Annotated in this window: 16 protein-coding genes; 7 read left to right on the top strand and 9 right to left on the bottom strand. The window is 68.4% G+C overall.

All coding sequences use genetic code 11. The annotated features are described in order from the left end of the window. Position 1 precedes the first annotated feature (1 nt). Together ACRSCF_RS03770 and ACRSCF_RS03765 are read left to right on the top strand one after the other, a co-directional pair. Positions 2 to 955, top strand: a complete 954-nt coding sequence (locus tag ACRSCF_RS03770) for a FecR domain-containing protein (protein ID WP_244387778.1) — start codon at positions 2 to 4, stop codon at positions 953 to 955. 96 nt (positions 956 to 1051) lie between these two features. Continuing rightward, positions 1052 to 3571: a TonB-dependent siderophore receptor gene (locus ACRSCF_RS03765; RefSeq protein WP_244387777.1), complete on the top strand. Its 2520-nt coding sequence runs from the start codon at positions 1052 to 1054 to the stop codon at positions 3569 to 3571. 127 nt (positions 3572 to 3698) lie between these two features. Here ACRSCF_RS03765 and ACRSCF_RS03760 read toward each other — a convergent pair whose 3' ends face one another. From ACRSCF_RS03760 to glmS, 4 genes are all read right to left on the bottom strand, one after another. Beyond that, complete coding sequence (locus ACRSCF_RS03760) at positions 3699 to 4745, bottom strand: hypothetical protein (protein WP_244387776.1); 1047 nt, start codon at positions 4743 to 4745, stop codon at positions 3699 to 3701. Positions 4746 to 4894: 149 nt separating this feature from the next. Next, on the bottom strand, positions 4895 to 5050 hold the full coding sequence (locus ACRSCF_RS03755) for a hypothetical protein (protein ID WP_016448436.1): 156 nt from the start codon (positions 5048 to 5050) through the stop codon (positions 4895 to 4897). 39 nt (positions 5051 to 5089) lie between these two features. Further along, positions 5090 to 5245 (bottom strand): hypothetical protein, encoded by a 156-nt coding sequence (locus ACRSCF_RS03750; RefSeq protein WP_164474684.1) that lies wholly within the window; start codon positions 5243 to 5245, stop codon positions 5090 to 5092. Between the two features lie 253 nt (positions 5246 to 5498). After that, the gene (gene glmS, locus ACRSCF_RS03745) at positions 5499 to 7418 is read right to left on the bottom strand and encodes a glutamine--fructose-6-phosphate transaminase (isomerizing) (RefSeq protein ID WP_034363265.1); all 1920 of its coding nucleotides are present in this window, start codon (positions 7416 to 7418) and stop codon (positions 5499 to 5501) included. A gap of 137 nt (positions 7419 to 7555) precedes the next feature. Between glmS and ACRSCF_RS03740 the strand changes: the two genes are divergently transcribed. Both ACRSCF_RS03740 and ACRSCF_RS03735 read left to right on the top strand, forming a co-directional pair. Beyond that, entirely contained in the window at positions 7556 to 8071 is a 516-nt protein-coding gene (locus ACRSCF_RS03740) for an Lrp/AsnC family transcriptional regulator (RefSeq protein ID WP_016448445.1), read from the top strand. 217 nt (positions 8072 to 8288) lie between these two features. After that, positions 8289 to 9413 (top strand): GGDEF domain-containing protein, encoded by a 1125-nt coding sequence (locus ACRSCF_RS03735; RefSeq protein WP_016448446.1) that lies wholly within the window; start codon positions 8289 to 8291, stop codon positions 9411 to 9413. Between the two features lie 25 nt (positions 9414 to 9438). On the opposite strand, the gene ACRSCF_RS03730 is transcribed toward ACRSCF_RS03735, so the two are convergent. Together ACRSCF_RS03730 and glmU are read right to left on the bottom strand one after the other, a co-directional pair. Then, positions 9439 to 10296 carry a sensor histidine kinase gene (locus tag ACRSCF_RS03730; RefSeq protein WP_016448447.1) on the bottom strand — a complete coding sequence of 286 codons (858 nt, stop codon included), beginning with the start codon at positions 10294 to 10296 and terminating at the stop codon, positions 9439 to 9441. Positions 10297 to 10390: 94 nt separating this feature from the next. Further along, complete coding sequence (gene glmU / locus ACRSCF_RS03725; RefSeq protein ID WP_244387775.1) at positions 10391 to 11821, bottom strand: bifunctional UDP-N-acetylglucosamine diphosphorylase/glucosamine-1-phosphate N-acetyltransferase GlmU; 1431 nt, start codon at positions 11819 to 11821, stop codon at positions 10391 to 10393. A gap of 104 nt (positions 11822 to 11925) precedes the next feature. Here glmU and ACRSCF_RS03720 point away from each other — a divergent pair, with 104 nt between their 5' ends. After that, entirely contained in the window at positions 11926 to 12900 is a 975-nt protein-coding gene (locus tag ACRSCF_RS03720; RefSeq protein WP_034363262.1) for a LysR substrate-binding domain-containing protein, read from the top strand. A 151-nt stretch (positions 12901 to 13051) separates the two neighbouring features. On the opposite strand, the gene tyrS is transcribed toward ACRSCF_RS03720, so the two are convergent. After that, the gene (tyrS, locus tag ACRSCF_RS03715; protein ID WP_016448449.1) at positions 13052 to 14284 is read right to left on the bottom strand and encodes a tyrosine--tRNA ligase; all 1233 of its coding nucleotides are present in this window, start codon (positions 14282 to 14284) and stop codon (positions 13052 to 13054) included. Positions 14285 to 14448: 164 nt separating this feature from the next. Here tyrS and ACRSCF_RS03710 point away from each other — a divergent pair, with 164 nt between their 5' ends. Then, entirely contained in the window at positions 14449 to 15843 is a 1395-nt protein-coding gene (locus ACRSCF_RS03710; RefSeq protein ID WP_052151611.1) for a peptidoglycan DD-metalloendopeptidase family protein, read from the top strand. A 103-nt stretch (positions 15844 to 15946) separates the two neighbouring features. After that, positions 15947 to 17104: an anhydro-N-acetylmuramic acid kinase gene (locus tag ACRSCF_RS03705; RefSeq protein ID WP_244387774.1), complete on the top strand. Its 1158-nt coding sequence runs from the start codon at positions 15947 to 15949 to the stop codon at positions 17102 to 17104. Between the two features lie 197 nt (positions 17105 to 17301). Here ACRSCF_RS03705 and ACRSCF_RS03700 read toward each other — a convergent pair whose 3' ends face one another. Next, positions 17302 to 18600: an NCS2 family permease gene (locus tag ACRSCF_RS03700; RefSeq protein WP_016448452.1), complete on the bottom strand. Its 1299-nt coding sequence runs from the start codon at positions 18598 to 18600 to the stop codon at positions 17302 to 17304. A gap of 176 nt (positions 18601 to 18776) precedes the next feature. Next, a complete protein-coding gene (gene xdhB / locus ACRSCF_RS03695; protein WP_432675186.1) occupies positions 18777 to 21203 on the bottom strand; it encodes a xanthine dehydrogenase molybdopterin binding subunit in 2427 nt (808 codons plus the stop codon).

Raw genomic sequence — 21203 nt, 5'->3', positions numbered from 1 at the left:
CATGCAGGCCGCAGACGCACGCATCCTGGACGAGGCCGCCCGCTGGCTGGCCCGCAGGCACGCATCGGACTTCAGCGCGGCCGAGCAGGCCGAACTGGCGCGCTGGCGCAGCCAGAGCAGCCGGCATGAACAGATCTGGCAATGCGCCGAGCAGCTCAAGGGCCGCTTCAACACCGTGCCCGCCGCCGTAGGCATGGCCACGCTCAACCGCGCGCGCCCCTCGGCGGCACGGCGCCAGTTGCTGGGCTCGGCCGTGCTGGCCCTGGCCACGCCTGCGCTGGGCTGGCTGGCCTGGCGCCATCTGCCCTGGCAGGACTGGACGGCCGACTACCGCACGGCCAGGGGCGAGCGCCGCGCGGTCACGCTGGCCGATGGCAGCCGCGTGCAGCTGAACACGGCCTCGGCCATCAGCGTGCGCATGGATGGCACGGCGCGGCGCATCCGCCAGCATGCGGGGGAAATCCTGGTCGAGACCGCGCATGCCCCGCCCTACGCCTCCCAGCCTTTCATGGTGCAGACAGACGACGGCCAGATGCAGGCCCTGGGCACGCGCTTCATCGTGCGCAAGCTGGAGCACGGCACGGCGCTGGCCGTGCTGGAAGGCGCGGTGCGCGTCACGCCGGCAGCATCGGCCACGGCCGTGGTGGTGCATGCGGGCGAGCAACTGCATTTCGACGGCCATGGCGCCAGCTCCACCCGCCCGGTGGCGCCGCGGGACTCGGCCTGGACACTGGGCGTGCTCTATGCCGAGAACCTGCGGCTGCAGGACTTCCTGGCCGAGCTGTCGCGCTACCGCGAGGGCCTTGTGCGGTGCGACGACGATGTCGCCGACCTGCGCGTCTCCGGCACCTACCAGCTGCATGACACCGACCGCATCCTGGCCCTGCTGGCCCAGACCCTGCCGGTGCGCGTGCACGAGCGCAGCCGGTACTGGGTGACGGTGGCGCGGCGCTGATCCGATTTTTTTCTGCCGTGGCTGTCCGGTTTTTCGCTCTCGCCTGTCAAGGCTTGCGAAGACCACTTTCATCGACAGCCCAGAGGACAGAACACCATGCACTCCCCTTCTTCCACCGCCGGACCACGCGCCAGCCTGCGCGCCACCGCCTTGGCGGCCCTGGCCGTCAGCACCTCGCTGCTGCTGCACGCGCTGCCAGTCCAGGCGGCCGAGCCGGCCGCCAGCGCCGCTGCCAGGAGCTACCAGATCCAGCCGGGTCCGCTGGGCCCGGCGCTGATGGCCTTTGCCGCGCAGGCAGGCGTGAACCTGGGCATGGACCTGCAGCAGCTCGTCGGCATGGAGACACGCGGCCTGTCCGGCACGTTCTCCGTGGAAGACGGCTTTGCGCAGCTGCTGAACACGTCAGGCTGGACAGCGCGCCGCGTGGGTGCGGGCAACTACGCGCTGGAGAAGCTGCCTGCGGCGGCACGCCAGGCGCCGTCTGCCGCAGCGGCCGTGCCCTCACCCTCAGCCCCAGCCGCGGCACAGGCCACGGAACTTGCCGCCATCACGGTGACCGCGCGCACGCAGAACAACCTGGTCGCGCCCTCGCGGCAAGTCACGATCCTGGAAGGCCAGGAGGTGGAGCAGCTGCGCCAGGGCTCGGACAGCCTGGCCACCATGCTCAGCAAGGTGGTCCCCGGCATGGCGGACTCCAGCCACACCATCACCGACTACGGCCAGACGCTGCGCGGCCGCAACATGCTGGTGCTGGTGGACGGCGTTCCGCTGAACACCAACCGCGACTCGTCCAGGAACCTGGCCAACATCAACCCGGCCGACATCGAGCAGATCGAGGTGCTGCGCGGCAGCAGCGCCATCTACGGCAGCGGTGCGGCGGGCGGCATTGTCTCCATCCGCACCAAGCGGCCCTCGGGCGAGACGCGGGCCGAAACCATCGTCACCGGCTCGGCCCCGCTGTCCCGCCTGCGCGGCGCGGGGCTGGGCGGCGAAGTGCAGCACTACCTGTCCGGCGGTGGCGAGGTGGTCGACTATTCGGTGAGCCTGGGCGCCAGGCACATGGGCGGCGCCTTCGACGCCAAGGGCAACCGCATTGCGCCCGAGCCCAGCCAGGGCGACCTGTTCGACTCCAACATTTACAACGCCTCGGCCAAGATCGGCTTCAAGCTCGATGCCGACCAGCGCCTGCAATTGACCGCCAGCCACTACAACGCGGCCCAGGACACGGACTACGCCTCCGACCCGTCGGTGGCGCGGCTGCCGGCCGGAACGGCGGCGGCCCGCCCCATCAAGGGCCTGGTGCTGGCCGACCAGAACCAGATCAAGAACACCATGCTGGGCCTGGACTACGAGAACCGGGACATCGCAGGCAGCACGCTGGCCGCCCAGCTCTACTACCGGGACTTCTTCACGCGGTTTGCGCCCTTCGACGCACGCGCCGTGCCGGTGCGGGGCGCCAATGTCGACCAGTCCATGCAGAACTCCGAGGTCTTTGGCGGGCGCCTGACCCTGAAGACGCCGCTGGGCGCCGGCAAGAAGAGCCTGCTGATCTGGGGTGCGGACTTCAACCAGGAGCGCACCGACATGCCCATCGACATCTTCGATCCCCGGGCCTATGACGCCAGCGGCGGCCTGGTCTTCCACAAGACGGGCCAGCTGATCTACATGCCGCCCGTCACCACGCGCAGCATCGGCGCCTTCGCTCAGCTGCAGCACCGGTTCAATGCGCAATGGTCGGCGGAAGGCGGCCTGCGCTACGACCGCGCCCAGGCCAGCTTCAATGACTTCACGCCGCTGTCGCAGTCACGCGCCCCCAGCCCCCAGTCCGTGAACGGCGGCACCGTCCGGTACAACGCCTGGACCTACAACCTGGGCACGGTCTTCACGCCGGTCCCCGGCCAGGAGCTCTATGCCTCGTACAGCCAGGGCTTCGAGCTGCCGGACATCGGCGTGGTGGTGCGCAATGCCACGCCGGCCTTCAACCTGGGCAACTCCAACCTGCAGGCGGTCAAGACCAACACCTATGAAATGGGCTGGCGCGGCAAGTTCTCCAACGTGATGGCCAACCTCAGCGTCTTCCAGTCGCGCTCCAACCTGGGCGCCGTGCAGAGCTTCAACAATGGCCTGACCCTGCTGCGCACCCGCGAGAAGATCCATGGCATCGAAGGCGGCCTGGACTACTTCAGCGACGACGACCACTGGAGCGTGGGCGGCAGCTTCACCTGGATGAAGGGCCGCGAGCTGCCCCAGGCCGCCAGCGGCTACCAGGACATGACGGGCTTTCGCATCCCTCCGCTCAAGCTCACGGCCTATGTGGAGTACCGGCCCGACACGCGCTGGAGCCATCGCCTCCAGGCCACCGCCTATGCCTCCAAGGACTACCGCCTGGGCGGCAAGACCGGCTTCGGCCGCTATGACACACGGGGCTACACCACGGTGGACCTGATCAGCCAGTGGAAGATCGACCCCAAGAACCGTGTGTCCCTGGGCGTGGAAAACCTGTTCAACCGCCAGTACTTCCCGCTCTACAGCCAGCTGCTGCGCAGCAACAACAACACCAGCCGCCTGCCAGCGGCCGGCACGGTGCTGAAGATCAGCTACGCGCACACCTGGTGACCCCATAGGCAGGCACCGGTCGCCGCAGCCCGCCAACAACCGGCCGGGCACGGAAAGGGCAGCCACCCGACGCAGCCGATCAACGACCATCGACCATCGGCCATCGGCCATCGGCTGCGCCCGGACCTCAAGGCCCCTTGCGCAGCGAGATCGGCGTGCCCCAGATCGGATCGGCGGCGCCCTGGCGGCCCAGGGTGGTGACCTGCATGGGCACCAGCCGCGCCATGAGTTTTTCCTGGTCAGGGGTCAGGTTGGCGCGGGAGGCCAGATAGGTGCGCGTGAATTCCATGGGCACCGGCAGCGTGTGGACGGTGAAGTCCTCCAGCGGGCATTCGACCTTCTCGGCCGCCACCTTGCGGCAGCCCGCCTGGCGGAACTGGTAGCTGGGCGTCTTCAGATACGAGCGCTGGCTCAGCACCAGCTGCCCGCCTTCCAGCGTGAAACTGGCCAGGGCCTGCCGGGGCGGCACGCGCACCTGGACCTTGAGCGCGGGGATGTCGCGCGAGTCCGTGTCCTGGTAGTAGCCCGCACCCATGCCCGGCGTACTGTCCGTGACCTGCCGCTCGCCCCAGGCCACGCAATGGCCCGAGGCACGGTGCACCGTGGTGCAGTACTTCTCGGTGCGGGTCTGCGTGTGCGTGGTGGCCTCCTTCCAGTTCATCTCGGTATAGAACTCTCGGTAGGTCTCGGGCGCCAGGGACACCGTGCCGCTGGCGCCGCGGCCTGCGCCCGCAGCGCCCGCCTTGGCCCCCAGCTGGTCGAGCCGGGCATTGAGCCAGTAGTCATCGCCGCCCGTCAGCAGGTACTTGCCGGGGGGCAGGACATGGACCTCGAAGGCCTTGAAGAGGTAGGTGGTCTTGGGATCGCGCTGCAGCGCGTTGTTCTGGAACTTGCGGCCGAACACGATCTCCGGCCTGTCCTGGTGGGTCCACAGCACGTTCGAGGTCCATTTGGACATGCCTTCGGCGTCGGCCAGCGACTTGTGCGGCGTCAGGTCAGCCACCAGCACCACGGCCATGTTGGCCTTCAAGGCCTCGCTGATCACCCACAGCGTCTTCGCCTGCTCCGCTTCCTCCTTCTCGAGCTGCCCGCTGGAAGGCGGCGCGGCACACCCCGACAATCCCAGGGCGAGCACCAGGGTCGGCAAAACGAAGCAGGGGCGCTGCAGTGTCATCGTTGAAATCCTTGGAGGTTGATGCTGGAAAGGCGTCATTGTGCGGGGAGATCTCCGGCGGCCCCGGCCAGGGCAGGCCCTCGACACGGAAAAGCCGCCCGAAGGCGGCCGGTTCCAGGGAGCGCTGCACCAGCGCTGGCTGCGATCAATCAGCGTTGCTGTGGCTGGCGCAAAGGCTGCCCTTGTTGGCGGACGTTCGCCTTGCACTGCATCTGGCTGTAGTTCCTGTCCGTGATGGGTTGCCCCATCTGCATGGGAACATAGGCCGGATGCTGCGGGCCTCTCGTGGGAAGAAGCTGTTTCATGGTTCCATCCTCACGTCAAACGGAACGCCGCCCAGCCTGTCAGCGGGGCTGATTGGGCTGCTGCTGGCCTGGCTGGTTCTGGCCAGGCTGCTTGTGCTGGGGGTTGTCCTGCTGCTGCTGTCCCGGGTTTTGCTGGTTCGGGTTCTGCTGCTGCGGGTTGTTTTGCTGCTGTTGCTGGTCGTTTTGCTGAGCCATGGGTATCTCCTTCACATGGTGGTCAAAGAGGCGCGTCAAACGAAGCGCCCGACTGCAGCGCAGATATGCACTGCGCTGGTAACCAGTGTGGGACCGGACATGCGGCTCAGCCGTAGGACCGGCCAGAGCGTGCGCAGCCCCATGTTGCGACACCGCAGGTAGGCCAGCCGCCGGGTGTCCGACGGACATTTCGCACAGGGGGCAACGAAGGACCAGGGCAGGCCACGGCCTGCGCCCTACCCCGGCCCCCGCCTCACTCCACCGTCACGCTCTTGGCCAGGTTGCGCGGCTTGTCCACATCGGTGCCGCGTGCGCAGGCCGTGTGGTAGGCCAGCAGCTGCAGCGGGACCACGTGCAGGATGGGGCTGAGCGCGCCGTAGTTCTCGGGCATGCGGATGACATGCATGCCTTCGCTGCTTTCGATGTTGGTCTTGGCATCGGCCAGCACATAGAGCACGCCGCCGCGCGCACGCACTTCCTGCATGTTGCTCTTGAGCTTTTCCAGCAGCTCGTCATTGGGCGCCACCGTGACCACGGGCATGGCGCTGTCCACCAGGGCCAGCGGGCCGTGCTTGAGCTCGCCGGCCGGATAGGCCTCGGCGTGGATGTAGCTGATTTCCTTGAGCTTGAGCGCGCCTTCCAGCGCAATCGGGTAGTGGATGCCACGGCCCAGGAAGAGCGCGTTCTCGCGCTTGGCGAAGTCCTCGGACCAGCTGATGACCTGGGGCTCCAGCGCCAGCACGGATTGCAGGGCCACGGGCAGGTGGCGCATGGCGGCCAGGTATTGCTGCTCCTTTTCCTCGCTCAGCCGCCCTTGCGACTGGGCCAGGGCCAGGGTCAGCAGGAACAGGCCTGCCAGCTGGGTGGTGAAGGCCTTGGTGGAGGCCACGCCGATCTCCACGCCGGCGCGCGTGATGTAGGCCAGCTCGCATTCGCGCACCATGGCGCTGGTGGCCACGTTGCAGACGGTCAGCGTGTGCTTCATGCCCAGGTTCTGGGCATGGCGCAGCGCGGCCAGGGTGTCGGCGGTCTCGCCCGACTGGCTGATGGTGACGACCAGGGTCTTGGGATGGGGAACGCTGGTGCGGTAGCGGTATTCGCTGGCCACTTCCACGCTGCAGGGCAGGCCGGCCAGCGACTCGATCCAGTACTTGGCCGTGCAGCCGCTGTAGTAGCTGGTGCCGCAGGCCAGGATGAGCACGCGGTCGATCTCCTTGAACACGCGCCAGGCCGAAGTGCCGGCCTTGCCGTCCGAGGCCACGCCGTCGAACAGCTCGGGCACGATGGCCTGCACGCCTTCCAGCGTGTCGGCAATGGCGCGCGGCTGCTCGAAGATTTCCTTTTGCATGTAGTGGCGGTAGGGACCCAGCTCGGCCGCGCCGCTGTGGGCGTGCACGGTGCGCACGGGGCGCTGCTCGGTCGCCAGCCGCTCGCCGCCCTTGCCCACCAGCCAGTAGCGGCCAGGCTGCAGGTCCACGATGTCGCCCTCTTCCAGGTAGACGATCTGGTCGGTCACGCCGGCCAGGGCCATGGCGTCGCTGGCCAGGAAGTGTTCGGCACCGTCCTGGCCCACGCCCAGGATCAGCGGCGAGCCGGCGCGCGAGCCCACCACGCGCTGCGGTTCGTCCTTGTGCATGACGGCGATGGCAAAGGCGCCATGCAGGCGCTGCGTGGCGGCCTGCACGGCCTCGAACAGGTCGCCGCCGTAGAGGCTGTCCACCAGGTGGGCGATGACCTCGGTGTCCGTCTGGCTGGCGAAGACATAGCCCTTGGACTGCAGCTCGGCGCGCAGGGCTTCGTAGTTTTCGATGATGCCGTTGTGCACCAGGGCCACGCGGGCCGGCTGGTCGGTGTCGGCCACGGGCGAGACGCCAGGGCCGTGGCTGAAATGCGGATGGGCGTTGCGCACCGCCGGCTCGCCATGCGTGGCCCAGCGCGTGTGGGCAATGCCGGTGTGGCCGATGACCTTGTCCTGTTGCACCTGGTCCATGAGTTCGGCCACGCGCGCCGTGGAGCGGGCGCGCCGCAGGCCCTGGCTGTGCACGCCCTGTGCGTCCAGCGCCTGCACGGCCACGCCGCAGGAGTCATAGCCGCGATATTCCAGGCGCTGCAGGCCCTGGACGAGAACGGGGACGATATCGCGGAAGGAAACCGCTGCGACGATGCCACACATGGACAAGCTCCTTGTTTCGAGATGACGACGGATGCTACGCAGGTTGAAAAGAAATTTCTCTCCAGATTTCCTTATCTATTGAACTAATATTTCATCATCAGGCATTCAAGAAATATTATTTCAATATAAATAACAAAATGAACCAAAATTCCATTCAACTGGACGCTACCGACCTGCAGTTGCTGCAGCTGCTGCAAGAAGACTGCAGCCGCAGCAACCAGGCACTGGCCGCGCTGCTGCAGCTGTCGCCGCCCACCTGCCTGCGCCGCGTGCGGCGGCTGCAGGAGTCCGGGCTGATCGAGCGGCAGGTGGCCATCCTGCAGCCCGAACGCCTGGCCGCCGCCCTGGGCCATGGGCTGCAGGCCATTGTGGAGGTCTCGCTGGACCGCCAGGACAGTGACGCGCTGGACGGATTCGAGCGCCGCGCCGTGGCGCTGGACGCCGTGCAGCAGTGCTGGCGCGTATCGGCGGGGCCTGATTTCATCCTCGTGGTGGCCGCGCCCGACATGCCGGCCTACCTGGAGTTGAGCCGGGCGCTATTCACGGGCGACGCCAACGTGCGCAATGTCAAGAGTTTTTTCAGCGTCAGGCGCGCCAAGTTCTCCACCGCCATGCCGCTGCCGCCGGCAAATCCCGGAACAGGCGCCCAATGAGGCCAGGACGCTTGATTTTGCGAGTAATTGTGCGCATCAGGAAACTGCGCGGCGGCGGGACTGCGTAGGACAGCAAGCCTGCAATGTGTCCCGAACGCCAACTTTGGGCAACGTTGGACTTTAAGGCGTTGCGCACGCACGGGGACAATGATACAAATTGATGCAACAACACTTTCTGACGCGCTAGGCAATCGGCGCGCACTCGGCTCGCACCGCCATGTCCTTGCGCCAGCGCATCCATCGCCGCACCTATCCCTTGCGCGTCTCCAGCATGGCTTTGGGTGGCCTCGTCGTGGGCACGACCATGACCGAGCTGGGCGCCAGCACGGCTGTCTGGGGCTTTGTGCTGGTGAGCGCCCTGGTCTGGCCGCACATCGCCTTTCTCCACGCCCGCCACAGCCGTGACAGCCACCGCGCCGAACACGCCAATCTGAAGATAGATGCGCTGATCATCGGCAGCTGGATTCCCGTCATGCATTTCTGTGCATTGCCCAGCATTGCGCTGCTGGCCATCAGCATTGCAGACCGCAACCACACGGCCACGCGCGATGGCTGGCTGCAATCGCTGTTCGCCACCTTCCTGGCCGCCGCCGCGGGGGCCCTGCTGCTGCGGCCCGCGCCCGAGTGGGAGGCCAGCCTGGCAGTGCAGCTGAGCATGCTGCCCCTGCTCCTGCTGCACAGCGTGTTCTCCAGCTGGTCCACGCGCCAGCTGGTGCGCAAGCTGGCACGACAGAACGTGAAGCTGCAGGTGCTCAGCCGCATCGACCCCCTGACCACGCTGTACAGCCGCGACTACTGGTGGCAGAAGGCGCGCGCCGCGCTGCGCGACTACCGGCAGACGCAGACCTCGGCCTGCCTGCTGATCGTGGACATAGACCACTTCAAGCGCATCAACGACAGCTTTGGGCACACCGTGGGTGACGAGGTGCTGCAGGCCATCGGCCTGACCATCCGGCACTGCCTGCGATCGCATGACGCGGCCGGCCGCTACGGAGGCGATGAATTCGCCGTGCTGTGCATGCACACCCATCTGGACGATGCCTATGCGGTGGCCCTGCGCATACGCAACCAGCTGAGCCAGCTGCGCGTGCGCGAGCACCCGCATCTGCGCGTCAGCGCCAGCATTGGCGTGGCGGCGGCGGACCCCAGCTTTCTGTCGGTCAAGGACTGGATCAATGCGGCCGACAGCGCTCTCTACAGCGCCAAGGACGCCGGGCGCGACCAGGTGATACCTGCTGCGCCGCTGATGGCCGGCAGCGCGCCCACCAGGTCGGGCACGGACGCGGGCAGCGAGGCCTCGCGCCAGGCACACCAGCCCGAGCCGGACGACACGCTGATCTGAGGGCTGGCGCCAGCGGCAGGCAGACTCAGAGCCCGCGATCCGTGCGCCGCACTTCGCCGCCGGGCCAGTTCAGGCATACGCTGCAGCCGCCCGCCGGCGTGGCGCGGATGGTGGCCTCGCCGCCGTGGCGGCGCATGACGCCGCGCACCAGGGCCAGGCCCGTGCCCAGGCCCGGAAACTCCGACTCACGGTGCATGCGCTGGAAGATGCCGAACAGCGCGCCCGCACGCGAGGGGTCGAACCCCACGCCGTTGTCCGTCACGCTGAGCGTGATGCCGCCGTCGGCATGGCGCTCCACATCGATGGCAATGCGCGGCTGGGCCACGGGCTGGGTGAACTTGACGGCGTTGTCCAGCAGCGCCTCCAGCACTTGGCGCAGCAGGGCCGCGTCGGCACGCACGGCGGGACTTTGCTGCGGCAGGCTCCATTGCAGCCGCGCCGCCGCGCCGCAGGCCGCCCAGCGCGGCTGCGCCAGCACCGCCGTGCGCGCCTGCTCCAGCAGTTCCTGCAAGGCAATGGGCTGCCACTGCATGGGCGTGCGGGCGGCGCGCGCCAGGGCCAGCAGGCCGTCGAGCATGCCGCCCATGCGTCGGGCGGACTGGTCCATGGTCTGCAGGAAGCCGCGTGCCTCCTGCAGTTCCTGCGGCGAAGGCGCGGCCTGCGACAGCAGCTCGTCCACCAGGGGGCCGAAGGACAGCACATGGCGCAGCGGCGCGCGCAGGTCGTGCGACACCGCGTGCAGCCATTCCTGCTGCGCGGCGCGCAGGGCCTGCAGCTCCTGCTCGCGCTGGGCCAGGCGCTCCAGCGCGTCCTGCAGCGTGCGGGGCGGGCCTTGCAGGTCGGCGGCAGGGTCGGGCGGAGGGTGGGCGAAAGGTTCCGTCATGGCATGAACAGGGTCAGGAGATTCGGAAAATCGGCTTGCCCCGTACGGGACCCGCCGGCAATGCGGGCCCTCGAGCCCACGTGTCTCGGAAGTCTCAGGACTTGGGCAGTTTGACCGGGCGCTTCCAGCTGGTGATGCTCACCTGCCTGCCCCGCGATACCGTGAGCACGCCAGGCTCGGTGCTCTTGGTGACCGTGGAGCCGCCGCCCACCGTGCCGCCCGCGCCAATGGTGACGGGCGCCACCAGCACGCAGTTGCTGCCGATGTGCGCGTCGGCCTCGATCACCGTGCGGTGCTTGTTCACGCCGTCGTAGTTGGCCGTGATGGAGCCGGCGCCGTAGTTGACGCGCTCGCCCACCGTGGCATCGCCCAGGTAGGCCAGGTGGTTGGCCTTGGCGCCATCGGCCAGCACGGAGTTCTTGACCTCGACGAAGTTGCCGATGTGCACTTCGCGGCCCAGCTGCGCCCCGGGGCGCAGGCGCGCAAACGGGCCCACCAGGGCGCCCTCGCCCACGCTGACGCCGGCCTTCTCGCCATCGACATGCGTGTACGGATGGATGACGGCGCCCGCCGCAATCGTGGCGTTGGCAATGCTGCAATAGGCGCCGATGCGCGCGCCTTCGCCAATCTCCACATGGCCGCTGAAGATGCAGCCCACGTCGATCTCCACATCCTGCCCGCAGACCAGGCGTGCCGCGCGGCCGGTGCGCGGGTCATCGCGCAGGTCAAAGCGCGCGGGGTCGGCCAGGCGCACGCCCTGCTCCATCAGCGTGCGGGCCTGGGCGCCCTGGTGGGCGCGCTCCAGCTCGGCCAGCTGCAGCGGGCTGTTGACGCCGGCCACCTGCACGGGGTCGGCAATGCAGTGCGCGACCACGGGCACGCCGTCGGCCACGGCCATGGCGACCACGTCGGTCAGGTAGTACTCGCCCTGGGCGTTGTCATTGGTCAGGCGGGCCAGCCAGCCGGCCAGGTGGCGGGCCGGCACGGCCATGATGCCGCTGTAGATTTCCTGGATGGCGCGCTGGGCGTCATTGGCATCCTTTTGCTCGACAATGCGCTGCACCGTGCCGTCTTCGCCGCGCACGATGCGGCCATAGCCCGTGGGATCGGGCAGGCGCACGGTCAGCAGCGCCAGCCGCTGGCCATCGGCCGCATCGACCAGGGCGCGCAGCGTGTCGGCCTGCGTCAGCGGCACATCGCCCGAGAGCACGATGACCATGCCGTCGCCCGCCAGCGCAGGCACGGCCTGCTGCACCGCATGGCCCGTGCCCAGCTGCGGCTCCTGGCGCACGAACTTCAGCGCCATGGAGCCGCCCTGGCAGGCCGCCGCCATGGCGGGCTCCACCTGGTCCGCGCCGTGGCCCGTGACCACCACGGCCGAACGCGCATCCAGCTGCGCTGCGGTCGCCAGCACATGGCCCAGCAGCGGGCGCCCCGCCAGGCGCTGAAGGACTTTGGGCAGGCGGCTTTTCATGCGCGTGCCCTTGCCCGCGGCCATGATGACGAGATCCAGAGGTGCTGTCATAGGTGATTCATCCAAAACGCCAGAACCTGTGCCGGCAACGCCGCCGATTATCTGCCCGCCAAGGGCTGCGGCCGGTCACACGATTGACGTATGCTGGCGGCGCCATGCCCCATGCCACCACTGCACCCGTTCCCCTGCTGCGCACACGCGCCATCGGAGCCGGCCATCTGCGTGCCTTCCTGGCCGTGGCCCGGCACCTGAATTTCCGCGCGGCCGCCGACGAGCTGTCGCTGACGCAGTCGGCCGTGAGCCGCCAGATCCAGTCGCTGGAGGATGAAGTCGGCGTGCCGCTGTTCCTGCGTCACACGCGCGCCGTGGAGCTGACCGGGGCCGGCGCCCAGCTGCTGCGCTCGGTGGCGCCCGCGCTGGAGCAGATCGACGCCTCGGTGCGCCAGATCCGCCAGACCGTGGGCCGCAAGAGCGTGGCCATCACCACCTGGGCCAGCTTTGCCGCCATGTGGCTGATCCCGCGCCTGGAGTCCTTCCAGCGCGCCTGGCCCGATATCGACATCCGCATCGACACCAGCGACACCGTGATGGACCTGGACACCACCGATGTGGACCTGGCCCTGCGCTACGGCCGCGCGGGCGACGGCTGGCACCAGGCGCAGCGCCTGTTCGGCGAGCAATTGGCCGTGGTGGCCAGCCCGCGCCTGCTGGCCGGCGGCCCGCCGCTCAAGACGCCGGCCGACGCGGCCCGCTACACGCTGATCGAGACCGGCGACGCCCACCGCATACCCCAGCTGGAGTGGCTGGGCTGGCAGCGCTGGTTCGGCGTGCAGGGCTGCGACCAGCTGCAGCCGCCGCGCTGGCTGTACTTCAACTACGCCCACCAGATCGTGCAGGCCGCACTGGCCGGACAGGGCCTGGCCATTGCACGCCTGCCGCTGGTGGCCGATGCGCTGGCGGCTGGCGACCTGGTCGAGGTGCTGCCCGCGCACCGGCTGGAATCGCCGCTGGCCTACTGGCTGATCGTGGGCCCGCGCAGCGCCGCGCGTCCCGAGGTGGCCGCCTTCTGCCGGTGGCTGCAGGAGCAGGCCGAGGTCACGCGCGAAACCGTCGAATCGCCCCCGGCTTGAAAAATAACCCCCATGCTCCCCTTGCTGCGCAAGGTCCGCGCCCCCCGAGGGGGCCGTTTTCATCTTGGGGCGGCCCGGCGATGAAAAAAGGACGCGGGCATGCCGGCGTCCTTCATTGCTGTGCAGCCGGGCGCATGGCCCGGCGCGGGCATCAGCCCAGTGTCACGCGCGCAAACTTGCGCTTGCCCACTTGCACCACATAGGTGCCGGCTTCGAGCTTGAGGCCCCGGTCGCTGATGGCCGTGCCATCCACGCGCACGCCGCCGCCGTCGATCAGGCGGTTGGCCTCGCTGGTCGAGGGCGCCAGGTTGGCCTGCTTGAGCAGGGCACCGATGCCCAGCGGCGCGCCCGACAGGCTGACCTCGTCGATCTGGTCGGGAATGCCGCCCTTGCTGCGGTTGTTGAAATCCTGCTCGGCCGCATCGGCCAGCGCCGCGCTGTGAAAGCGCGCCGTGATCTCCTTGGCCAGCAGCACCTTGGCGTCCTTGGGATTGCGCCCGCCTTCCACCTCGGCCTTGAGCGCGGCGATCTCGGCCAGGCTCTTGAACGACAGCAGGGTGTACCAGTTCCACATCAGCGTGTCCGAGATGCTCAGCACCTTGGCGAACATGGTGTTGGCGTCCTCGGTGATGCCGATGTAGTTGTTCTTGGACTTGGACATCTTGTGCTCGCCGTCCAGGCCCACCAGCAGCGGCATGGTGAGCACGCACTGCGTGTCCTGCCCGTATTCCTGCTGCAGGTGGCGGCCCATGAGCAGGTTGAACTTCTGGTCCGTGCCGCCCATTTCCAGGTCGGCGCGCAGCGCCACCGAGTCATAGCCCTGCAGCAGCGGGTAGAGGAATTCATGCAGGCTGATGGAGCTGCCCTCGGTGAAGCGCTGGTGGAAGTCGTTGCGCTCCATCATGCGGGCCACCGTGTACTTGGCCGACAGCTCGATCATGCCGCGCGCGCCCAGCTTGTCGCACCACTCGCTGTTGTAGCGCACCTCGGTGCGCGCCGGGTCCAGCACCTTGGCGGCCTGGGTGTAGTAGGTCTCGGCGTTGACCTTGATCTGCTCGGCCGTCAGCGGCGGGCGCGTGCTGTTGCGGCCCGAAGGGTCGCCGATCAGGGTGGTGAAATCGCCGATCAGGAAGATCACCTGGTGGCCCAGGTCCTGCAGCTGGCGCATCTTGTTGAGCACCACGGTGTGGCCCAGGTGGATGTCGGGCGCCGTCGGATCCAGGCCCAGCTTGATGCGCAGCGGCACGCCCGTGGCCTCGGAGCGGGCCAGTTTCTGCACCCAGTCGGCCTGGGGCAGCAGTTCATCCACGCCGCGCAGGGTGATTTCAAGCGCTTGGCCTACACCTTCAGTGACCGGGTATGTTGTAACAGCAGATTGATTCATAAGGGTTTTTCGCCAGGCCGCGTAGGACCGCGTCGGTATACTCCGGGGATTTTCCCGCTGCGGCGAATTCTAGACGCCCGCCTTTCCGCACCACAGAGCGCGGACTTGTTGCCCGTCTGGAGAGCGTATCCCGCCGCTGCGATGCTGTCCGGCCCCCAGGCCGGATGCGCGCAACCCAAGGATCTGATGTTGTGAAATATGGCTTGAACCATGCCAGCGGTGCTCTTGTTGCGCGGCTGACCTCCGTGATCCAGCAACACCCCCAGCGTGTCACCGCGGCACTGGCAGCCATCTTGCTCACGGGCGGCGGCGGCGCCTTCGCCGTGGCCAACCTGGGACCCGATCCGGCCGACCTGCCGGTGCGCATGCTGTCCACGCCCGTGGAGTCGCTGGCAGAAGGCCAGACCCTGGCCGAGCTGACCGACAGCGTGCAGGGCATGTCCCTGTACCGTTCCGAATACACGCGTGGCAGCGACACGGCCGAAACCCTGCTGCAGCGCCTGGGCGTGGCCGATCCGGCCGCCGCCGCCTTCATGCGCGGCAACGACCAGGTGCGCCAGCATGTGCTGGGCCGCGCCGGCCGCCTGGTGACGGCCGAGACCACGCCCGACCACCAGCTGTCCCTGCTGACCGTGCGCTGGGCACCCGACGAGGACGGCAGCTTCCGCCGCCTCGTGGTCGAGCGCAAGAACAATGAACTGAGCACACGCATCGAGACGGGCAAGCTGACCGCCTCGCCGCGCCTGGCCGGCGGCATCATCCGCAGCTCGCTGTTCGCCGCCACCGATGCGGCCTCCATTCCCGACGCCGTGGCCATGCAGATGGCCGACATCTTCCAGGGCGACGTGGACTTCCGCCGCGGCCTGCGCAAGGGCGACCGCTTCTCGGTGGTCTACGAATCGCTGGAAGCCGATGGCGAGCCGCTGCGCGCGGGCCGCGTGCTCAGCGCCGAGTTCCACAACAACGGCAAGGTCGTGCAGGCCCTGTGGTTCCAGGACGAAGGCAAGGCCAAAGGCGACTACTACACCATGGACGGCAAGAGCCGCCGCCAGGCCTACCTGACCTCGCCCGTGGAGTTCTCGCGCATCAGCAGCGGCTTTGCCATGCGCATGCACCCCATCCACAAGACCTGGCGAGCCCACCTGGGAACGGACTTCGCGGCGCCCACGGGCACCAAGGTACGCACCGTGGGCGACGGCACCGTCTCCTTCGCGGGAGTGCAGAACGGCTACGGCAACGTGATCTTCGTGGACCACGCCAACAACCACACCACGGTCTATGCCCACCTGAGCCACATCGGCGTCACGCGCGGCCAGCGCGTGGAACAGGGCGACATCATCGGCAACGTGGGCTCCACGGGCTGGGCCACGGGCCCGCACCTGCACTTCGAGTTCCGCGTCAATGGCGAGCACCGCGACCCCATGACCATCGTCCAGGCCACCGATGCCGCCCGCCCCGTCTCCAAGGCCGGCCGCGCCGCCTTCGACAAGATGGCCGCGCAGATGCGCATCGAGCTGCAGGCATCGAACGAGGCGCTGGCCTTGGCCACCGAGCGCTGAGCACTGCACCCCCTCCAAAGGCTGCCCTGGCAGCCTTTGTTGTTTCAGACGCATCCTTTTGTGATCGCCAGCCCCGGGGTCCTGCAGGGCTACCATTGCCGGCATGAACCAGCCAGCCCCCTCCCCCATCGCCCACCGCTACTGCATAGGCCTGATGTCCGGCACCTCGCTAGACGGGGTGGATGGCGTGCTTGTGGACTTTGCCGAAGGCACGCAGGTGCTGTGGCATGCCAGCCGTGGCTTTGATGCCGCGCTGCGCGCCGAGCTGCTGGCCCTGAACACCCCCGAGGGCCGCGACGAGCTGCACCGCGCGGCGCTGGCGGCCAATGCGCTGGCGCGCAGCTATGCCGAGGTGGTGCGGGAGCTGCTGCAGGCCACGGGCCTGGCGCCCGCGCAGATCGCCGCCATCGGCGCCCACGGCCAGACCGTGCGCCACCGGCCGCAGATGTTCGACGGCACGGGCTACACGCTGCAGCTCAACAGCCCGGCCCTGCTGGCCGAGCTCAGCGGCGTTGCCGTGGTGGCCGACCTGCGCAGCCGCGACGTGGCCGCTGGCGGCCAGGGTGCGCCACTGGTGCCCGCCTTCCACCAGGGCGTGTTCGGCCGGCCCGGCGAGACGGTACTGGTGCTCAACATCGGCGGCATCGCCAATCTCAGCGTGCTGGCCGGCGATGGCACGGTGCTGGGCTTCGACTGCGGCCCCGGCAATGCGCTGATGGACGGCTGGTGCCAGACGCACACGGGCCAGCCCTATGACGACGGCGGCCAGTGGGCGGCCACGGGCCAGGTGCTGCCCGCCCTGCTCGACCGCCTGCTGGCCGAGCCTTTCCTGCAGCAGCCGCCGCCCAAGAGCACGGGGCGCGACCTGTTCCACGCGGACTGGCTGGCCGGCCATCTTTCCGCCAGTGCAGCCAGTGCAACCAGCGCCGCCGATGCCCGCCCCGCCGAAGTGCAGGCCACGCTCACCGAATTCACGGCCCGGGCCTGCGCCAGTGCCGTGCAGCGCTTCGGGCGTGGCGGCGGCGAGCTGCTGGTATGCGGCGGCGGCGCCTTCAACACGCAGCTGATGCAGCGCATCGCCGCCCTGCTGCCCGGCGTGGCCGTGGACACCACGGCCGCGCGCGGCCTGCCGCCGCAGCAGGTGGAGGCCGCCGCCTTCGCCTGGCTGGCGCGCCAGGCCCTGCTGGGTTTGCCAGGCAACTTGCCCGCCGTGACGGGCGCACGCGGCCCGCGCATCCTGGGCGCCATCCACCCCGCATAAAAAAACCATGCAAGGCATCCGCCAAGCATGGGCCCACCAAACATCTTGCCTGAGCCCAAAGCCTATGAAACTGGCGCGGCCCAAAAGCAGGGACGCCGAGCAAGAGCCGCCTCGCGGCGAGGGCGTCGTCCCCCTCCCGCGAAGCGAGAGAGGGCGCCGTGCATACGGGGGAAGGCGCGCAAGCGCCTCAGGGGGTGCTATCCGCCTATATAGACGAACTTGAAGAGGAAGACGCCGCCGATCAGCCACACCATCCAGTGCACTTCCTTGGAACGGCCCGTGAACAGCTTGAGCACGGCATAGGTGATGAAGCCGAAGGCCAGGCCATTGGCCACCGAGTAGGTGAAGGGCATGAGCAGTGCCGTGACGGCAGCGGGGATGGCCTCGGTGGTCTCGCCCCATTCGATCTCGGTCAGCTCCTTGAGCATCAGGCAGGCCACGAAGAACAGTGCAGGCGCCGTGGCGTAGCCGGGCACCACGCCGGCCAACGGCGACAGGAACAGGCAGCACAGGAAGAGCGCGGCCACGGTCAGCGCCGTCAGGCCCGTGCGGCCACCCGCTTGCACACCGGCCGCGCTTTCCACGTAGGCCGTGGTGCTGGAGGTGCCCAGCAGCGAGCCCGCGAAGATGGCGCCGCTGTCGGCCAGCAGCGAGCGGTTGAAGCGGCCCATGCGGCTGGGCACCAGCAGGCCCGCGCGCTTGGCCACACCCATCAGCGTGCCCGTGGCATCGAACAGCTCGACCAGGAAGAACACCAGCACCACGTTGAGGATGCCGCCGGTCAGCGCGGACTTGATGTCCAGCTGCAGGAAGGTGGGCGCGATGGAGGGCGGCGCCGAGAACACGCCGTGGAACTCGTTGCCCGCGAAGAAGAACGAGGCCACGGTGACCACGACGATACCGATCAGGATGGCGCCCGGCACCTTCAGGCGGTCCAGCACCACGATGATCAGAAAGCCCAGCGAGGCCAGGATGACTTCGGGCTTGTGCAGGTCGCCCAGGGTCACGAAGGTGGCCGGCGATGCGGCGACGATGCCCGCGCTCTTGAGCGCGATCAGCGCCAGGAACAGGCCGATGCCCACGGTGATCGCTATGCGTATGGACTGCGGTATGCCCTTGATGATCAGCTCCCGCAGGCCGAACAGCGTCACCAGCAGGAACAGGCAGCCCGAGACGAAGACCGCGCCCAGCGCGGCCTGCCAGGTGAAGCCCATGTGCAGCACCACCACGTAGGCGAAATAGGCGTTCAGGCCCATGCCCGGCGCCAGCGCGATGGGATAGTTGGCGTACAGCGCCATGATGGTCGTGCCCAGCGCCGCGATCAGGCAGGTGGCCACGAAGACGGCCCCCTTGGGCATCCCCGCATCCCCCAGGATCGAGGGATTGACGAAGATGATGTAGGCCATCGTCAGAAAGGTCGTCAGGCCCGCGACCAGCTCGGTTCTTACATTGGTGCCGTGCTCACTGAGCTTGAACACCCGTTCCATCCAGTTCATCGCATTGTCTCCGTGTTGTTTTCGCATGCGGGGCGCAACGGTTGTGAAAGCGCCCAGGGTTGAGCACCGGCTGTCCAGGCCGGCACAAGGCATGGCACCCTGCCGGGCGGCCATGGACCTGGTTGCGCGCATCGCTGCGCGCGGATTCAAGGAATGAGGGGGCGGCGCCGGTCCGCTCAGCTCCCGGCGGCCTGCACGGCCTCGATGGCGCGCAGGATGGATTCCGGCGTGGCCGGCGATTGCAGCGGCGGGTTGCTGCGGTGCCCGCCCGCGGCCGAGACGGCATCGCGGATGGCGAAGAACACCGAGAACGGCAGCAGCAGCGGCGGCTCGCCCACGGCCTTGCTGCGGTGGATGGAGTCCTCGAAGTTGTCGCCCTCGAACAGCCGCACGTTGAACACGGGCGGGCAGTCGTTGGCCGTCGGGATCTTGTAGGTGCTGGGCGCGTGCGTGGTGAGCTTGCCGCTTTGCGGGTGCCAGACCAGCTCTTCCGTGGTCAGCCAGCCCATGCCCTGGATGAAGGCGCCCTCGACCTGGCCCACGTCCACGGCCGGGTTCAGCGACCGGCCCACATCGTGCAGCACGTCGGCGCGCAGCAGCTTGAACTCGCCGGTCAGCGTGTCCACCACCACCTCGCTCACGGCGGCACCGTAGGCGTAGTAGAAGAAGGGCCGGCCCTGCATGGTGTCCTTGTTCCACGACAGGCCGGGCGTGGCATAGAAGCCGTCGGACCACAGCTGCACGCGCTCGATGTAGGCCTCGCCCACCACGGCCTTGAAGTCCAGCACCTTGCCGTTGACGTGGACCTGGTCGTTGGCGAAGCGCACGTCCTCCGCGCGACCGCCATGGCGCTCTGCGGCGCAGGCGGCCAGGCGCTCGCGGATCTGGCGCGCCGCGTCCTGCGCGGCCTTGCCGTTGAGGTCGGCCCCCGTCGATGCCGCCGTGGCCGAGGTATTGGCCACCTTGGTGGTGTCGGTGGCCGTGACGCGCACGCGACCGAAGCCCACGCCCAGCTCATGCGCCACGACCTGGGCCACCTTGGTGTTCAGGCCCTGGCCCATTTCGGTGCCGCCGTGGTTCACGAGGATGGAGCCGTCGTTGTAGACATGGACCAGGGCGCCGGCCTGGTTGAAGTGCTTGACGTTGAAGGAGATGCCGAACTTGAGCGGCGTCAGCGACAGGCCGCGCTTGAGCACGGGGCTGGCCGCGTTGAACTCGGCGATGGCATCGCGGCGCGCGCGGTAGTCGCTGCAGGTCTCCAGCTCGGCCACCAGCTCGTGGATCACGTTGTCGGTCACGACCTGGCTATAGGGCGTGACATTGCGCTCGGTCTTGCCGTAGAAGTTGACGCGGCGCACATCGAGCGCATCGCGCCCCAGCTCGCGCGCCACCGTCTCCATGATGTTCTCGATGGCGATCGCGCCCTGCGGGCCGCCGAAGCCGCGGAACGCCGTATTGCTCTGCGTATTGGTCTTGCCGGAGTAGCCGTGCATGGACACATCGGGCAGCCAGTACGTGTTGTCGAAGTGGCACAGCGCGCGCGTCATCACGGGGCCGGACAGGTCGGCCGAGTGGCCGGCGCGCGAGACCATGGAGATCTCGGCGCCGAGGATGCGGCCCTCGTCGTCGTAGCCCACCTCGTACTCGTACCAGAAGCAGTGGCGGCGGCCCGTGATCATGAAGTCGTCATCGCGGTCCAGGCGCAGCTTGACGGGGCGGCGCAGCCGCGTCGCGGCCACCGAGGCCACGCAGGCGAACAGGGCCGACTGCGACTCCTTGCCGCCGAAGCCGCCGCCCATGCGGCGGCACTCCACATGCACGGCGTGCGAGGCCACGCCCAGCGCATGCGCCACCAGGTGCTGCATCTCGCTGGGGTGCTGGGTGGAGCAGTACAGGTGGACGGCGCCGTCCTCCTTGGGAATGGCGTAGCTGATCTGGCCTTCCAGGTAGAACTGCTCCTGGCCGCCCACGTAGAACGAGGACTTCAGGCGGTGCGGCGCCTCGTCCATGGCGCGGCGCGCGCCGCCTTCATTCGTGCTGCGCGCCAGGTGCATGGGCGGCAGCACGTACTGGCCCAGCTCATGCGCCTGCTGGGGCGTGAGCACGGGCGGCTCGGCCGTGATGTCGGCCGCCGCCTTGGCCTGGGCCGCAGCCAGGCGCGCCGCCTCGCGGCTTTCGGCGATCACGGCGAACAGCGGCTGGTCCAGGTAGCGGATCTCGCCGCTGCACAGGATGGGGTCGTCGTGGATGATGGAGCCGCAGTCGTTGACGCCGGGAATGTCCTCGCCCGTGAGCACGGCCACCACGCCGGGCATGGCGCGGATGGCATCCAGCCTGAGCGCATTGAGCCGGCCATTGGCCACGGGAGACAGGCCCAGCGCGCAGTGCAGCGTGCCGTCCAGCTCGGGCAGGTCGTCGATGTAGGCGGCCTCGCCGGCCACATGCAGATGGGCCGACTCATGCGGGCAGCTGATGCCCACGCGCTGGCCCTGGGTGTGGGCGCCGGCCTCGGCACGCTCGTCCACGCGGAAGGCGGTGTTCTTCAGGTAATGCGCAAAGGCCTCGGACGAGTGCAGCAGGGAAGGGTCGATGGGGCGGTTCAT

It is taken from the genome of Delftia sp. 11MD, assembly GCF_050907895.1.
Lineage (GTDB): Bacteria > Pseudomonadota > Gammaproteobacteria > Burkholderiales > Burkholderiaceae_C > Comamonas > Comamonas tsuruhatensis.
Note: the sequence above shows the minus strand (reverse complement) of the source record. Positions and strands in the feature narration are given on the sequence as shown.

Excerpts from the sequence above, each read along its gene's own strand:
- ACRSCF_RS03770 (WP_244387778.1), top strand. The coding sequence starts at position 2 with ATGCAGGCCGCAGACGCACGCATCCTGGACGAGGCCGCCCGCTGGCTG.
- ACRSCF_RS03765 (WP_244387777.1), top strand. The coding sequence starts at position 1,052 with ATGCACTCCCCTTCTTCCACCGCCGGACCACGCGCCAGCCTGCGCGCC.
- ACRSCF_RS03760 (WP_244387776.1), bottom strand. The coding sequence starts at position 4,745 with ATGACACTGCAGCGCCCCTGCTTCGTTTTGCCGACCCTGGTGCTCGCC.
- ACRSCF_RS03755 (WP_016448436.1), bottom strand. The coding sequence starts at position 5,050 with ATGAAACAGCTTCTTCCCACGAGAGGCCCGCAGCATCCGGCCTATGTT.
- ACRSCF_RS03750 (WP_164474684.1), bottom strand. The coding sequence starts at position 5,245 with ATGGCTCAGCAAAACGACCAGCAACAGCAGCAAAACAACCCGCAGCAG.
- glmS (WP_034363265.1), bottom strand. The coding sequence starts at position 7,418 with ATGTGTGGCATCGTCGCAGCGGTTTCCTTCCGCGATATCGTCCCCGTT.
- ACRSCF_RS03740 (WP_016448445.1), top strand. The coding sequence starts at position 7,556 with ATGAACCAAAATTCCATTCAACTGGACGCTACCGACCTGCAGTTGCTG.
- ACRSCF_RS03735 (WP_016448446.1), top strand. The coding sequence starts at position 8,289 with ATGTCCTTGCGCCAGCGCATCCATCGCCGCACCTATCCCTTGCGCGTC.
- ACRSCF_RS03730 (WP_016448447.1), bottom strand. The coding sequence starts at position 10,296 with ATGACGGAACCTTTCGCCCACCCTCCGCCCGACCCTGCCGCCGACCTG.
- glmU (WP_244387775.1), bottom strand. The coding sequence starts at position 11,821 with ATGACAGCACCTCTGGATCTCGTCATCATGGCCGCGGGCAAGGGCACG.
- ACRSCF_RS03720 (WP_034363262.1), top strand. The coding sequence starts at position 11,926 with ATGCCCCATGCCACCACTGCACCCGTTCCCCTGCTGCGCACACGCGCC.
- tyrS (WP_016448449.1), bottom strand. The coding sequence starts at position 14,284 with ATGAATCAATCTGCTGTTACAACATACCCGGTCACTGAAGGTGTAGGC.
- ACRSCF_RS03710 (WP_052151611.1), top strand. The coding sequence starts at position 14,449 with ATGCGCGCAACCCAAGGATCTGATGTTGTGAAATATGGCTTGAACCAT.
- ACRSCF_RS03705 (WP_244387774.1), top strand. The coding sequence starts at position 15,947 with ATGAACCAGCCAGCCCCCTCCCCCATCGCCCACCGCTACTGCATAGGC.
- ACRSCF_RS03700 (WP_016448452.1), bottom strand. The coding sequence starts at position 18,600 with ATGAACTGGATGGAACGGGTGTTCAAGCTCAGTGAGCACGGCACCAAT.
- xdhB (WP_432675186.1), bottom strand. The coding sequence starts at position 21,203 with ATGAACCGCCCCATCGACCCTTCCCTGCTGCACTCGTCCGAGGCCTTT.